Genomic DNA, 14,571 nt, shown 5'->3' on the forward strand with positions numbered 1-14,571 from the left:
CCGGACATGAGTGAAGTACGCGAGAACCTGACGTACGAGGGCTTCGGGACGGCCGTCCGCGAGCTGGCGCAGACCATCGCCGACGACGGCTACGAGCCTGACATCGTCCTCTCGATCGCCCGCGGCGGCGTCTTCGTCGCCGGCGGTCTGGCCTACGCGCTCGACTGCAAGAACATCCACCTCGTGAACGTGGAGTTCTACACGGGCGTGGGGACCACGCTGGAGATGCCGGTCATGCTGGCGCCCGTGCCGGACGCGATCGACTTCTCCGACAAGAAGGTCCTGATCACCGACGACGTCGCGGACACCGGCAAGACGCTGAAGCTGGTCCACGACTTCTGCGTCGACCACGTCGCCGAGGTCCGCTCCGCCGTCATCTACGAGAAGTCGCACTCCCTCGTGAAGTGCGAGTACGTGTGGAAGAAGACGGACGAGTGGATCAACTTCCCCTGGTCGGTCGAGCCGCCCGTCGTGAAGCGTGAGGGCCAGGTCCTCGACGCCTGAGCCTCCCCTGACGCGCGAAGGGCCCCCGCCGGGTTTCCGGCGGGGGCCCTTCGTGTGCCGTCGCTACAGCGTGCCGAGCTTGATGAGGCTCAGGAGGGCCGCCAGCTGGATGGCGGAGGCGCCGAGGGCCTTGGGCCACGGGAGGTCGTGGGAGCGGCTGACCATGAGGGTGAAGAGGGCGCCGGCGGCGAGCCAGGTGAGCCAGCCGATGACCTGGACCAGGCCGTTCTCGCCGCCCAGGAAGAGGGCGAAGAGGAGGCGGGGGGCGTCCGTGAGGGCCATGATCAGCATGGAGAGGCCGACCGTGGGCTGCCAGGCGCCGTCGCCGCCGAGCTGGCGGGCGAGGGTGTGGGTGACCGCGCCGAGGATCAGTCCGCCGACGACGAAGCCGACGCCGGTCATCAGGACGTACGGGATGGTGCTGGAGAGCGTCGCGTTCAGCACCTCCTCGCGGGCCTGGTCGAAGCCGAAGATCGCCAGCAGGCCGTAGAGGAAGGTGACGATCAGCGCCGGGCCCCAGACCGCGTGGTCGCGCATCCGGAGGAAGGTGTCCGCCGGGCGCAGCACGATGCCGCTCAGCAGGGCCTTCCAGCCGAGGCGCGGGCCCACCGGGGCCGGGGGAGCCTGGTGGCCGCCCTGCTGGCCGTAGGGGTCGTCGACGCTGAACATCTGGGTGTGGCCCGGGTTGTTCGCCGCCGCCGCGTGGTGGTGCTGCGCGTGCGGGTCGCCGAAGTACTCGGGCTCCCCGTAGGGCTGCTGCTGCTGTGGCTGTTGCTGCCACTGCTGCTGCGGGTACGCCTGCGGAGGCGTCGCGTTGTACCCGTACGGCGCCTGCTGCGGTCGATGCTGTTGCGGGGGGCGGTTGTCCCGGCCGCGTCCGTTCCTGAATCCAGCCACGTCCATGAACGTACCCGTTTCCGCGGGGGCCCCGCTCCTTCGGTGCTGAGCTGTGACATCCCCTAGGGGACCTCCGGGGGGTCCCGGGCCGCCGGACGGTCGCGCGGCCGCCGCGACAAAACGGACGGATCGTCTCGCTCGATGCGTGGTCCGTGGTGCCGTGGTGTCCGTGGCCTCCGTGGCCTCCGTGGTGTCCGTGGGGTCGGCAGCGAGACCCCGCTGGAGTCCTCCACGCTTCCCGGACATGGCGAAGGGCCGCCCCACCAGGTGGGACGGCCCTTCCGCGGCGCGGTGCCGTTACGCGACCGGCTCCGGCTCCTCGGCCGAGGGCTCCGGCTCCGGGTCGATCGGCGTCTTCACCGAGTCGAGCAGCAGCTGGGCCACGTCGACGACCTGGAGGCTCTCCTTGGCCTTGCCGTCGTTCTTCTTGCCGTTGACCGAGTCGGTCAGCATGACGAGGCAGAACGGGCAGGCGGTGGAGACGATGTCCGGGTTGAGGGAGAGGGCCTCGTCGACGCGCTCGGTGTTGATGCGCTTGCCGATCCGCTCCTCCATCCACATCCGCGCGCCGCCGGCGCCGCAGCAGAAGCCGCGCTCCTTGTGGCGGTGCATCTCCTGCTGGCGCAGGCCCGGGACGGCCGACATGATCTCGCGCGGCGGCGTGTAGACCTTGTTGTGACGGCCCAGGTAGCACGGGTCGTGGTAGGTGATGAGGCCGTCCACCGGGGTCACCGGGATCAGCTTGCCCTCGTCGATGAGGTGCTGGAGCAGCTGGGTGTGGTGGATGACCTCGTACTCGCCGCCGAGCTGCGGGTACTCGTTGGCGATGGTGTTGAAGCAGTGCGGGCAGGTCGAGACGATCTTCTTCGCCGACTTCGGCTTCTTCGTCGACTCGTCCTCGTCGTCCTCGCCGAACGCCATGTTCAGCATCGCGACGTTCTCCTGGCCGAGCTGCTGGAACAGCGGCTCGTTGCCCAGGCGGCGGGGGGAGTCACCGGTGCACTTCTCGTCGCCGCCCATGATCGCGAACTTGACGCCCGCGATGTGCAGCAGCTCCGCGAACGCCTTGGTGGTCTTCTTGGCGCGGTCCTCCAGGGCGCCGGCGCAGCCGACCCAGTAGAGGTAGTCGACCTCGGAGAGGTCCTCGATGTCCTTGCCGACGATCGGGACCTCGAAGTCGACCTCCTTGGTCCACTCGACGCGCTGCTTCTTGGCGAGACCCCAGGGGTTGCCCTTCTTCTCCAGGTTCTTGAGCATCGTGCCCGCCTCGGACGGGAACGCGGACTCGATCATCACCTGGTAGCGGCGCATGTCGACGATGTGGTCGATGTGCTCGATGTCGACCGGGCACTGCTCGACGCAGGCGCCGCAGGTGGTGCAGGACCACAGGACGTCCGGGTCGATGACGCCGTTCTCCTCGGCGGTGCCGATCAGCGGGCGCTCGGCCTCGGCGAGGGCGGCCGCGGGGACGTCCTTGAGCTGCTCCTCGGTCGCCTTCTCGTTGCCCTCCATGTCCTTGCCGCCGCCCGCGAGCAGGTACGGCGCCTTGGCGTGCGCGTGGTCGCGCAGCGACATGATGAGGAGCTTGGGGGAGAGGGGCTTGCCGGTGTTCCAGGCGGGGCACTGCGACTGGCAGCGGCCGCACTCGGTGCAGGTGGAGAAGTCGAGGAGGCCCTTCCAGGAGAACTGCTCGACCTGGGAGACGCCGTAGACGTCGTCCTCGCCCGGGTCCTCGAAGTCGATCGGCTTGCCGCCGGTCGTCATCGGCTGGAGCGCGCCGAGGGCGGTCTCGCCGGTGGCGTTGCGCTTGAACCAGATGTTCGGGAAGCCGAGGAAGCGGTGCCAGGCGACGCCCATGTTGGTGTTCAGCGAGACCACGATCATCCAGATGAACGAGGTGCTGATCTTCACCATGGCGGTGAAGTAGATGAGCGTCTGGAGGGTGGAGAGGGAGAGGCCCTTGAAGAGCAGGACGAGCGGGTACGAGGCGAAGTACGCGGCCTCGTAGTGCTCGACGTGGTGGATCGCGCCCTCCAGGCCGCGGAGCACGTAGATCGCGAGGCCGATGGTGAGGATCACGTACTCGACGAAGTACGCCTGGCCGGCCTTGGAGCCGGCGAAGCGGGACTTGCGGCCGGCGCGGCCGGGCAGGCTGAGCAGGCGGATCACGATCAGGACGGCGATGCCGAGGATCGTCATGACGCCGATGAACTCGATGTAGAGCTCGAACGGCAGGAAGCCGCCGATGATCGGCAGCGTCCAGTCGGCCTGGAAGAGCTGGCCGAACGCCTGCGCGAGGGTCGGCGGCAGGGTCAGGAAGCCGACGGCGACGAACCAGTGCGCGAAGCCGACGATGCCCCAGCGGTTCATCCGGGTGTGGCCCAGGAACTCCCGGACCAGCGTGACGCTGCGCTGGTAGGGGTTGTCCGTACGGGTCCCGGCCGGGACCGGCTGGCCGAGCTTGAAGTACGAGACGAACTGGCCGATGGCGCGAGCGAGCAGGGCAACGCCGACCACGGTCAGCGTCAGCGACACGATGATCGCGGCGAGTTGCATGACGGGCTCCTCGGGCGGGCCCGGGGAGCGGCGGGGGCGGCCTGTGCTCGCCTCACCCTCACCATCGCCCAGAGCCTACTAAGCGGTAACTTAATTAGTCCGTGCTGAGATTACCGGTACGGGCGCCCCTCTTGTAGCGGCCCTCGCGGTGATCTGTGTCGCTCAGGCAAGCCTTGCCGGACGGGCGGAGGCGCGCCGGAGGCGACGACGGCGGACTGCTGGAAGCGTACGCGCCAGGACGGCCAGGTCCATGCCGAGCCAGTGGTGGTCCACATAGTGGAGGTCGAGGAGCTCCCGCTCCTCCCAGGGCAGGTCGGAGCGGTCGCTGATCTGCCAGGGTCCGGTCAGCCCCGGGCGCACGGAGAGCCGGCGCCGGGCCTCGCCGGTGCACTCCCGGTGGGTGGGCGAGAGCGGGCAGGGGCCGACGAGCGACATCTCGCCCCGGACGACGTGCAGCAGCAGCGGCAGCGCGGCCAGCGGGCTCCTGGTGCGGAAGGTCAGCATGGTGAAGGGGCGGCCGTCCCGGCCCGCCACCGTGCGGCGGCGCAGCAGCGGGGTGCCGCCGGGGGCCTGGCCGCCCAGGGCGAGCGAGAGGGCGACGGCGGCGAGGAGGGGGGAGAGCACCAGCAGCAGCGCCGCGCCCCCCAGCAGGTCGAAGGCGCGCTTGAGGTCCAGCCCGCGGTGCGTGTGGTGCGTACGGTTCGCCGTCATGCCCCGGACCCCTCCGACTGAGATCATGGGATGTTCGTGGAATATGCCCGCTTTGCCCGACACGGGGCACCAGGACTCTGCCATTTCTCGCGTCGCGCGTCAGGGAGCGACGCGCTTCCCGCGTCTCTTTGAGTGAAGGGGCCGACGGAGAGTTGAGTCGCCTCGACTCAGCTCTGTTGACGTCGTGCGTCCCGTCATGCATCCTTGAGTCAGTTCCACTCAAGTCAGTCAGCTGGAGGAATCGAAATGGCACGTGCGGTCGGCATCGACCTGGGCACGACTAACTCCGTCGTCAGCGTTCTGGAAGGCGGCGAGCCCACCGTCATCACGAACGCGGAGGGCGCCAGGACCACGCCGTCCGTCGTCGCCTTCGCCAAGAACGGCGAGGTGCTCGTCGGCGAGGTGGCCAAGCGCCAGGCCGTCACCAACGTCGACAGGACCATCCGGTCGGTCAAGCGCCACATGGGCACCGACTGGAAGATCGAGATCGACGGCAAGAGCTTCAACCCGCAGCAGATGAGCGCCTTCATCCTGCAGAAGCTGAAGCGCGACGCCGAGGCGTACCTGGGCGAGAAGGTCGTCGACGCGGTCATCACCGTCCCGGCGTACTTCAACGACTCCGAGCGCCAGGCCACCAAGGAGGCCGGTGAGATCGCGGGCCTCAACGTCCTGCGCATCGTCAACGAGCCGACCGCGGCCGCCCTGGCCTACGGCCTCGACAAGGACGACCAGACGATCCTCGTCTTCGACCTCGGTGGCGGCACCTTCGACGTGTCCCTCCTGGAGATCGGCGACGGCGTCGTCGAGGTGAAGGCCACCAACGGTGACAACCACCTCGGTGGCGACGACTGGGACCAGCGCGTCGTCGACTACCTGGTGACCCAGTTCAAGAACGGTCACGGCGTCGACCTGGCGCTCGACAAGATGGCCCTCCAGCGTCTGCGCGAGGCCGCCGAGAAGGCGAAGATCGAGCTCTCGTCCTCGACCGAGACCTCCATCAACCTGCCCTACATCACGGCCTCCGCCGAGGGCCCGCTGCACCTGGACGAGAAGCTCACGCGCGCCCAGTTCCAGCAGCTCACCTCGGACCTGCTGGAGCGCTGCAAGGTCCCGTTCCACAACGTCATCAAGGACGCGGGCATCGCCCTCTCCGAGATCGACCACGTGGTCCTGGTCGGCGGCTCGACCCGCATGCCGGCCGTCGCCGAGCTCGTCAAGGAGCTGACCGGTGGCAACGAGGCCAACAAGGGCGTGAACCCGGACGAGGTCGTCGCCATCGGCGCCGCCCTCCAGGCCGGTGTCCTCAAGGGCGAGGTCAAGGACGTCCTGCTCCTCGACGTCACCCCGCTGTCCCTCGGCATCGAGACCAAGGGCGGCATCATGACCAAGCTCATCGAGCGCAACACCACGATCCCGACCAAGCGGTCCGAGATCTTCACGACGGCCGAGGACAACCAGCCGTCCGTGCAGATCCAGGTCTACCAGGGCGAGCGCGAGATCGCGGCGTACAACAAGAAGCTCGGCATGTTCGAGCTGACCGGCCTCCCGCCGGCCCCGCGCGGCGTCCCGCAGATCGAGGTCGCCTTCGACATCGACGCCAACGGCATCATGCACGTGACCGCGAAGGACCTGGGCACGGGCAAGGAGCAGAAGATGACCGTCACCGGCGGCTCCTCGCTGCCGAAGGACGAGGTCGACCGGATGCGCCAGGAGGCCGAGCAGTACGCGGAGGAGGACCACCGCCGCCGCGAGGCCGCCGAGTCCCGCAACCAGGGCGAGCAGCTCGCCTACCAGACCGAGAAGTTCCTCAAGGACAACGAGGACAAGGTCCCGGGCGACGTGAAGACCGAGGTCGAGGCATCTCTCGCCGACCTGCGGGAGAAGCTGAAGGGCGAGGACTCCGCCGAGATCCGCACCGCCACCGAGAAGCTGGCCGCCGTCTCGCAGAAGCTCGGCCAGGCGATGTACGCGGACGCCCAGGCCGCGCAGGCCGGCGCCCCCGCCGGTGAGGCCAAGGCCGACGACGACGTGGTCGACGCCGAGATCGTCGACGACGAGCCCAAGAAGGACGGTCAGGCGTGAGCGAGGAGACCCCGGGCTTCGAGGAGAAGCCCGACGTCCCCTCCGGCGACGCCGCCGAGGCCGCCGAGTCCACCGAGGACACGGCGGCCCCGGCCGGGGACGCGAACAGCACGCCGGCGGCCGACGCCGGCCTCACCGCCGCCCTGGACCAGGCCCGTGCCGCGCTCTCCGAGCGCACCGCGGACCTCCAGCGGCTCCAGGCCGAGTACCAGAACTACCGGCGCCGGGTCGAGCGGGACCGGGTCACGGTCAAGGAGATCGCCGTGGCGAGCCTCCTGTCCGACCTGCTCCCGGTCCTCGACGACGTCGGCCGGGCCCGGGACCACGGCGAGCTCGTGGGCGGCTTCAAGTCGGTCGCCGAGTCGCTGGAGACCGTCGTCGCCAAGATGGGGCTCCAGCAGTTCGGCAAGGAGGGCGAGCCCTTCGACCCGACGATCCACGAGGCCCTGATGCACTCGTACGCGCCGGACGTCACCGAGACGACCTGCGTCGCGATCCTGCAGCCGGGGTACCGGATCGGCGAGCGGACCATCCGGCCCGCCCGCGTGGCCGTCGCCGAGCCCCAGCCCGGGGCGCAGGGCAAGGCCGAGGAGTCGGAAGACGCCGACACGTCCGAGAAGGACAGCGAGTAACAGCCGTACCCGCGTGCGGGAGGAGGGACGTCGATGAGCACGAAGGACTTCGTCGAGAAGGACTACTACAAGGTCCTCGGCGTCCCCAAGGACGCCACCGAGGCCGAGATCAAGAAGGCGTACCGGAAGCTCGCCCGCGAGAACCATCCGGACGCCAACAAGGGTGACACCAAGGCGGAGGAGCGTTTCAAGGAGATCTCCGAGGCGAACGACGTCCTCGGCGACCCCAAGAAGCGCAAGGAGTACGACGAGGCGCGCGCCCTCTTCGGGAACGGCGGCTTCCGGGCCGGCGCTCCCGGGGGCGGCGGCTCGTTCAACTTCGACCTGGGGGATCTCTTCGGCGGCGGTGCCCAAGGCGGAGCCGGTGGCTTCGGCGGCGGCGGGGGCGGACTCGGGGACGTCTTCGGCGGACTGTTCAACCGCGGCGGCGGTACGGGTGCCCGCACCCAGCCCCGCCGCGGCCAGGACATCGAGTCCGAGGTGACGCTCAGCTTCACCGAGGCCATCGAGGGCGCCACGGTGCCGCTGCGGATGTCCAGCCAGCAGCCGTGCACGGCCTGCTCCGGCACCGGCGACAAGAACGGCACCCCCCGGGTGTGCCCGACCTGCGTCGGCACCGGCCAGGTCTCGCGCGGCAGCGGCGGCGGCTTCTCGCTCACCGACCCGTGCGTGGACTGCAAGGGCCGCGGCCTGATCGCCGAGGACCCCTGCGAGGTCTGCAAGGGCTCCGGCCGGGCCAAGTCCTCGCGGACCATGCAGGTCAGGATCCCGGCGGGCGTCTCCGACGGCCAGAAGATCCGGCTGCGCGGCAAGGGCGCCCCGGGCGAGCGCGGCGGGCCCAACGGCGACCTGTTCGTCGTGGTGCACGTCGACGCCCACCCGGTCTTCGGCCGCAAGGACGACAACCTCACCCTCACCGTGCCGGTCTCCTACACGGAGGCGGCGCTCGGCGGCGACATCAAGGTGCCGACCCTCGGCGGCCCCGCGGTCACGCTCAAGCTGCCCGCGGGCACGCCGAACGGCCGGACCATGCGCGCCCGCGGGAAGGGAGCGGTCCGCAAGGACGGCACCCGCGGCGATCTGCTGGTGACGGTGGAGGTCGCGGTGCCCAGCGAGCTGGACGACAAGGCCCGCGAGGCCCTGGAGCAGTACCGGACGGCGACCGCCGACGCGGACCCCAGGGCGGAGCTGTTCCAGGCGGCGAAGGGAGCGTGACGCGGTGGAAGGACGAAGGCGACAGTCCGGATTCGGCGGCAGGGCGTACGAACTGACCGACGAGACTCCGGTGTACGTGATCTCGGTGGCGGCCCAGCTGTCGGGTCTGCACCCGCAGACGCTGCGCCAGTACGACCGCCTGGGTCTGGTCTCCCCGGACCGCACGGCCGGCCGGGGCCGCCGCTACTCGGCCCGCGACATCGAACTGCTCCGTCAGGTGCAGCAGCTGTCGCAGGACGAGGGCATCAACCTGGCCGGCATCAAGCGGATCATCGAGCTGGAGAACCAGGTCGCGGCGCTCCAGGCCCGCGTCGCCGAACTCTCGACCGCCGTCGAGGGCGCGGCGGCCGCGATGCGGCAGCGCGAGGCCCAGGTGCACGCCTCCTACCGGCGGGACCTGGTCCCGTACCAGGACGTCCAGCAGACCAGCGCGCTGGTGGTCTGGCGTCCGGCGCCGAAGCGCGGCGACTGAGCGAGCGCGCGAGGGCCCCTTCCCGGGCGGGAAGGGGCCCTCGCGCGCGTTCAGGGGGCGACGAGTTCGCTGACGATGTCGCCGAGCGTCTCCCACCAGGGCGCGGCGCCGGTGCCGAACGCGGCGGCCAGCGCGGTGCCGACGGCGAGGTCCAGCGGAGTGGGTCCTGCGTCCCACTCGTCGGTCACCCGTCCGTCGCCGCTGGAGTCCAGGGTGCCGATCCGCCGCCCGTCCCGGGTCAGCCGGCTCTCGGCGTACGAGCAGGGCACGAGCCGGTACCGGAAGCCGCCGGCCCGGACGTCGACCCGGTACGAGCGCCGCAGCAGCCGTCCGCGGGACGGGCGGATCACGGCGGGTGCGCCGTCGACGGTGAGCGTCAGGCGGGCGGCCTTCCGGGTGCCGATGGGGGTGTGCTCGTCGGCCGGCGTCCCCGCCGTCCGGACGAGCTCCACGACGGGCAGCCCCGCCCCGGAGACCCGGAGGGTGCCGGCGCGGCCGTCGAGCGCGATGCGTGCGTGCACGGTGGTCAGTTGTCCCGTTCGAGAATGCCGGACCGGGCGATCAGGTACCCGAGCTGTGCCCGGCTCCCGCTCCCCAGCGTGGCGGCGAGCTTGGCGATGTGGGCCCGGCAGGTCCGTACGTTCATGCCGAGCCGGCGGGCGATGGCCTCGTCGACGTGGCCTTCGACGAGGAGGCGGGCGATGGAGCGCTGGACCCCGCCGATGCCGTCGACGGCGGGGCTGTAGGGGACTTCCTCGTCCCAGGGGACCGCGTGCAGCCAGAACTGCTCGAAGACGCCGACGAGGTACTGGACGAGGCCCTCGTGGCGCAGTTCGAGGGCGACCTGGCGGTCGCTGCGGGCGGGCACGAAGGCGACCTTGCGATCGACGATGATCAGCCGGTCGACGATCTCCTCCAGGGTGCGCAGCGCGAGCCCGTAGGGGGCGGCCCGTTCCACGTACGCGAGCGTGGCCGGGTGGTGCCGGGCGGTGTGCTGGTAGAGGGTGCGCATGGTGATGCCGCGGTCGAGCAGGGGCTCCATGCGGCGCAGGGCCTTCTCCAGGGTCTCCGGACGGCGTCCGCTGCCCGGCTGGATGGTGAGCAGCTCGACGGCGCACTCGCCGGTGGCCCGGTCGAGCGCGGCGTTGATGACGCTGAGTCCTTCGAGGACGGTGATCGCCTGGGTGGCGGAGGGGTCCTGCGTGTGGATGGCCATGAACGGCTCGAAGGCGTCGGCCAGGGCGACGGCGTGCTGCCGGCGCGCCTGGATCTCCTGCTCGATGGGGCGGATGAGCTGGTTGAGCGCGAGCGAGGGGGGCACCGGGTGCAGCCACTGGCTGTCGTCCGGGTCGGGGTGGAGGAGGGCCATGTCCGTCAGACACGGGGCGGCCTCGGCCTCGGAACGGGTGATGCGACCTTTGCGGAGAGCGTCCGCGTACAGCTCCCTCCCCACGTCGCATAGCTCACCGTGACTGTGGTTATGAGCGGATATGTCGCATTCTCGCCCCATGTGCACCCCCCTCAGGGTCATGAATTACAGGAACATGATGCCCGGCTTGGGTGGTGGAAAGGGATGCGCGTGAGCCATCGTTCTAGGCGCGGGGGAGGTAGTGATCAAAAGAGGTGGAGATCGGCCATGACCAGGATGGTTCGTGCACTTAGCGCCATAGCCGTTGCGGCGGCTGCTCTCGGCGCCCTCGCCGGGGTCGGTGAGCCCTCGTGGGAGAGCACCCCGGCGCACTCCGTGCTGGCGAAGCCGGGTGAGCCCTCATGGGAGAGTACGCCCGCCGACGCCCTGCCCGCGTCTCCCTCCGAGCCTTCCTGGGAGATCGCCCCCAAGGGCGCGGGCGCATGACCGTACCTCCGGACGACCGGGTCTTCCGCAGGGAGATGGCTTCGGCCTACCGGTCCGGCTGGCACTTCGTCGATCTCGTCACGGCCATCCCCCACCGTGGCGACTCGCTGAAGGTCACCCTGTTCGGAGAACCTGTGGTCGTCGCACGGGAACAGGACGAGGACGTCCGGGCGTACCGGTGTCTGAGGCGGCCTCGCGGCGCGCCGCAGCCCATTCGCTGTGCCGTCCGGTACGGCATGATCTTCGTCAATCTCGATCAGCGGGACCATCAGCTGATCGAGCCCGAGACCATCACCGCCACCCCCCGCAGTGCCTGAGCGATGCCCCCGTCGTTGTAGATCGCTCAGGTGCTTCCCCCACACAACGGCGCCATCGCGGACCTGAAACGCGATGGCGCCGTTGTGCTTCCCGGGTTCCCGGGTTCCCGGGTTTCCCGTTCCCCGGTTCTCCCATTCTCCCGTTCTCCGGTTTCCCGGGTTCAGGCGCGGCCCATCGCCCGGGTGAGGGTGATCTCGATGACGACCCGGTCCGGGTTGGGGGTCGGGGTGCGCCCGTAGCGGTCCGCGTAGCGGGCCACCGCGTCGGCGACCGTGTCCGCCTCGGTGCGGACGCGGGCGACGCCCTCCAGGGTGGCCCAGCGCCCCTTGTCGACCTGGCAGACCGCGACCCGCGCCCCGTCCGCGCCGGCCGCCAGCACGTTCGCGACCTTCCGGCTGTGCTTGTTGGTGATGACCCGGGCCAGTCCGTTCTCGGGGTCGTACGTGACGCCGACGGCCACCACGTGCGGGGTGCCGTCCGGGCGAGGGGTGGTCAGCGTGCTCATGTGGTACTCGCGCCAGAAGCTGAGATACGAGTCCGTGGGGTTCCTCGGGTCAGTCGCCATGCCCGGAAACTACCGCCGTTCCGCCGGCCTCCGATACCTTGAGCGGAATAGACTCAACTTTATGTACGCTGTATGAGTCAGTAGAGATCAGGGCACCAGAGGACCACACCCAGGAGGAGACCCCGCACGTGGACGCCGAACTGACCAACAGGAGCCGGGACGCGCTGAACGCGGCGAGCAGCCGCGCCGTGTCCCAGGGCCACGCCGACCTGACCCCGGCCCATCTTCTTCTCGCGCTGCTGGCGGGTCAGGACAACGAGAACATCACCGACCTGCTCGCCGCCGTCGAGGCCGACCAGGCCGCCGTCCGCGCCGGCGCGGAGCGGCTGCTCGCCGCCCTGCCCAGCGTGACCGGCGCGACCGTCGCGCCCCCGCAGCCCAACCGCGAGCTGCTCGCCGTCATCGCCGACGCCGCCGACCGCGCGAAGAAGCTCGGCGACGAGTTCCTGTCCACGGAGCACCTGCTCATCGGCCTCGCCGCCAAGGGCGGACAGGCCGGCCAGGTCCTCGACCAGCAGGGCGCGACCGCCCGCCGGCTCCAGGACGCCTTCGAGAAGGCCCGGGGAGGCCGCCGCGTGACCACCGCCGACCCGGAGGGCTCGTACAAGGCCCTGGAGAAGTTCGGGACCGACTTCACCGCCGCCGCCCGCGAGGGCAAGCTCGACCCGGTGATCGGACGCGACCACGAGATCCGCCGCGTCGTCCAGGTCCTCTCCCGCCGGACCAAGAACAACCCGGTCCTCATCGGCGAGCCCGGCGTCGGCAAGACCGCCGTCGTCGAGGGCCTCGCCCAGCGGATCGTGAAGGGCGACGTCCCCGAGTCGCTGCGGAACAAGCGGCTGGTCTCCCTGGACCTCGGCGCGATGGTCGCCGGCGCGAAGTACCGCGGCGAGTTCGAGGAGCGGCTGAAGACCGTCCTCTCCGAGATCAAGGAGAGCGACGGCCAGATCATCACCTTCATCGACGAGCTGCACACCGTCGTCGGCGCGGGCGCCGGCGGCGACTCCGCGATGGACGCCGGCAACATGCTGAAGCCGATGCTGGCCCGCGGCGAGCTCCGCATGGTCGGCGCGACCACCCTCGACGAGTACCGCGAGCGGATCGAGAAGGACCCCGCCCTGGAGCGCCGCTTCCAGCAGGTCCTGGTCGCCGAGCCGTCCGTCGAGGACACCGTCGCCATCCTCCGCGGCCTCAAGGGCCGGTACGAGGCCCACCACAAGGTGCAGATCAACGACTCCGCCCTGGTGGCCGCCGCGACCCTCTCCGACCGGTACATCACCTCCCGCTTCCTCCCCGACAAGGCCATCGACCTCGTCGACGAGGCCGCCTCCCGGCTCCGCATGGAGATCGACTCCTCCCCGGTCGAGATCGACGAGCTCCAGCGCTCCGTCGACCGGCTCCGCATGGAGGAGCTGGCCCTCGCCAAGGAGACCGACCCGGCCAGCGTCCAGCGCCTGGAGAAGCTCCGCCGCGACCTCGCCGACCGCGAGGAGGAGCTGCGCGGCCTCACCGCCCGCTGGGAGAAGGAGAAGCAGTCCCTCAACCGGGTCGGCGAGCTGAAGGAACGGCTCGACGAGACCCGCGGCCGGGCGGAGCGCGCCCAGCGCGACGGCGACTTCGACACCGCCTCCAAGCTGCTCTACGGCGAGATCCCGACCCTGGAGCGCGAGCTGGCGGAGGCCACCGAGGCCGAGCGCGAGGTCCAGAAGGACACCATGGTCAAGGAGGAGGTCGGCCCCGACGACATCGCCGACGTCGTCGGCGCCTGGACCGGCATCCCCGCCGGGCGCCTCCTGGAGGGCGAGACGCAGAAGCTGCTCCGTATGGAGGACGAGCTGGGCCGCCGGCTCATCGGCCAGTCCGAGGCCGTCCGGGCCGTCTCCGACGCGGTGCGCCGCACCCGCGCCGGGATCGCCGACCCCGACCGGCCCACCGGCTCCTTCCTCTTCCTCGGTCCCACCGGCGTCGGCAAGACCGAGCTGGCGAAGGCGCTCGCCGACTTCCTCTTCGACGACGAGCGGGCCATGGTCCGCATCGACATGTCGGAGTACTCCGAGAAGCACTCGGTGGCCCGTCTGGTCGGCGCGCCCCCCGGCTACGTCGGCTACGAGGAGGGCGGCCAGCTCACCGAGGCCGTCCGCCGCCGCCCGTACAGCGTCGTGCTCCTCGACGAGGTGGAGAAGGCGCACCCGGAGGTCTTCGACATCCTGCTCCAGGTCCTCGACGACGGCCGGCTCACCGACGGCCAGGGCCGGACCGTGGACTTCCGCAACACCATCCTGATCCTCACCTCGAACCTGGGCAGCCAGTACCTGGTGGAGCCGCTGACCAGCGACGAGGAGAAGAAGCAGCAGGTCCTGGAGGTCGTCCGGGCCAGCTTCAAGCCCGAGTTCCTGAACCGCCTCGACGACCTGGTGGTCTTCTCGGCGCTCGACCGGGCCGAGCTGGGCCGCATCGCGCGCCTCCAGATCGACCGGCTCGCCAAGCGGCTCGCCGACCGCCGGCTCACCCTGGACGTCACCCCGGAGGCCCTGGAGTGGCTGGCCGAGGAGGGCAACGACCCGGCGTACGGCGCCCGGCCGCTGCGCCGCCTCATCCAGACGGCCATCGGGGACCGGCTCGCCAAGGAGATCCTGGCCGGCGAGGTCCGCGACGGCGACACCGTCCGCGTGGACCGCTTCGAGGACGGCCTGATCGTCGGGCCCGCCGCCCTGTAATGCGTGGTGCGAGAGGGTGATCCGCTCGTCGACGTCATCGCGACCTC

13 protein-coding genes are annotated in these 14,571 nt (G+C 70.4%); 7 read left to right on the top strand and 6 right to left on the bottom strand.

The window, feature by feature from the left end:
* Positions 1–6: 6 nt before the first annotated feature.
* Complete coding sequence (locus ACFVU3_RS09515; RefSeq protein ID WP_024755952.1) at positions 7–504, top strand: phosphoribosyltransferase; 498 nt, start codon at positions 7–9, stop codon at positions 502–504.
* A 63-nt stretch (positions 505–567) separates the two neighbouring features.
* Here the strand turns inward: ACFVU3_RS09515 and ACFVU3_RS09520 are convergent, their stop codons facing one another.
* From ACFVU3_RS09520 to ACFVU3_RS09530, 3 genes are all read right to left on the bottom strand, one after another.
* Positions 568–1,401 carry a Yip1 family protein gene (locus ACFVU3_RS09520; RefSeq protein WP_390065131.1) on the bottom strand — a complete coding sequence of 278 codons (834 nt, stop codon included), beginning with the start codon at positions 1,399–1,401 and terminating at the stop codon, positions 568–570.
* A 297-nt stretch (positions 1,402–1,698) separates the two neighbouring features.
* Positions 1,699–3,957 (bottom strand): (Fe-S)-binding protein, encoded by a 2,259-nt coding sequence (locus ACFVU3_RS09525; RefSeq protein ID WP_390065132.1) that lies wholly within the window; start codon positions 3,955–3,957, stop codon positions 1,699–1,701.
* 162 nt (positions 3,958–4,119) lie between these two features.
* Positions 4,120–4,668 carry a sugar transferase gene (locus tag ACFVU3_RS09530; RefSeq protein ID WP_390065134.1) on the bottom strand — a complete coding sequence of 183 codons (549 nt, stop codon included), beginning with the start codon at positions 4,666–4,668 and terminating at the stop codon, positions 4,120–4,122.
* 246 nt (positions 4,669–4,914) lie between these two features.
* Between ACFVU3_RS09530 and dnaK the strand changes: the two genes are divergently transcribed.
* From dnaK to ACFVU3_RS09550, 4 genes are read left to right on the top strand one after another with little or no spacing between them, the layout of a single operon-like run.
* Positions 4,915–6,750: a molecular chaperone DnaK gene (gene dnaK, locus ACFVU3_RS09535; RefSeq protein ID WP_390065135.1), complete on the top strand. Its 1,836-nt coding sequence runs from the start codon at positions 4,915–4,917 to the stop codon at positions 6,748–6,750.
* Entirely contained in the window at positions 6,747–7,382 is a 636-nt protein-coding gene (gene grpE / locus ACFVU3_RS09540) for a nucleotide exchange factor GrpE (protein WP_390065136.1), read from the top strand. Before dnaK ends, grpE begins: the two co-directional genes overlap by 4 nt.
* Before the next feature lie 33 nt (positions 7,383–7,415).
* Complete coding sequence (gene dnaJ, locus ACFVU3_RS09545) at positions 7,416–8,597, top strand: molecular chaperone DnaJ (protein ID WP_390065138.1); 1,182 nt, start codon at positions 7,416–7,418, stop codon at positions 8,595–8,597.
* Positions 8,598–8,601: 4 nt separating this feature from the next.
* The gene (locus ACFVU3_RS09550; protein WP_390065139.1) at positions 8,602–9,069 is read left to right on the top strand and encodes a heat shock protein transcriptional repressor HspR; all 468 of its coding nucleotides are present in this window, start codon (positions 8,602–8,604) and stop codon (positions 9,067–9,069) included.
* Between the two features lie 50 nt (positions 9,070–9,119).
* On the opposite strand, the gene ACFVU3_RS09555 is transcribed toward ACFVU3_RS09550, so the two are convergent.
* Both ACFVU3_RS09555 and ACFVU3_RS09560 read right to left on the bottom strand, forming a co-directional pair.
* On the bottom strand, positions 9,120–9,590 hold the full coding sequence (locus ACFVU3_RS09555; RefSeq protein ID WP_390065141.1) for a hypothetical protein: 471 nt from the start codon (positions 9,588–9,590) through the stop codon (positions 9,120–9,122).
* A gap of 5 nt (positions 9,591–9,595) precedes the next feature.
* A complete protein-coding gene (locus ACFVU3_RS09560; protein WP_390065142.1) occupies positions 9,596–10,600 on the bottom strand; it encodes a helix-turn-helix transcriptional regulator in 1,005 nt (334 codons plus the stop codon).
* A gap of 320 nt (positions 10,601–10,920) precedes the next feature.
* On the opposite strand from ACFVU3_RS09560, the gene ACFVU3_RS09565 reads away from it, so the two are divergent.
* Positions 10,921–11,241, top strand: a complete 321-nt coding sequence (locus ACFVU3_RS09565) for a hypothetical protein (protein WP_031008718.1) — start codon at positions 10,921–10,923, stop codon at positions 11,239–11,241.
* A 161-nt stretch (positions 11,242–11,402) separates the two neighbouring features.
* On the opposite strand, the gene ACFVU3_RS09570 is transcribed toward ACFVU3_RS09565, so the two are convergent.
* Positions 11,403–11,807: a pyridoxamine 5'-phosphate oxidase family protein gene (locus ACFVU3_RS09570; protein ID WP_390065144.1), complete on the bottom strand. Its 405-nt coding sequence runs from the start codon at positions 11,805–11,807 to the stop codon at positions 11,403–11,405.
* Positions 11,808–11,935: 128 nt separating this feature from the next.
* On the opposite strand from ACFVU3_RS09570, the gene clpB reads away from it, so the two are divergent.
* Positions 11,936–14,524, top strand: a complete 2,589-nt coding sequence (gene clpB / locus ACFVU3_RS09575) for an ATP-dependent chaperone ClpB (protein WP_390065146.1) — start codon at positions 11,936–11,938, stop codon at positions 14,522–14,524.
* Positions 14,525–14,571: the final 47 nt, after the last annotated feature.

Source organism: Streptomyces sp. NPDC058052 (assembly GCF_042885515.1).
GTDB lineage: Bacteria > Actinomycetota > Actinomycetes > Streptomycetales > Streptomycetaceae > Streptomyces.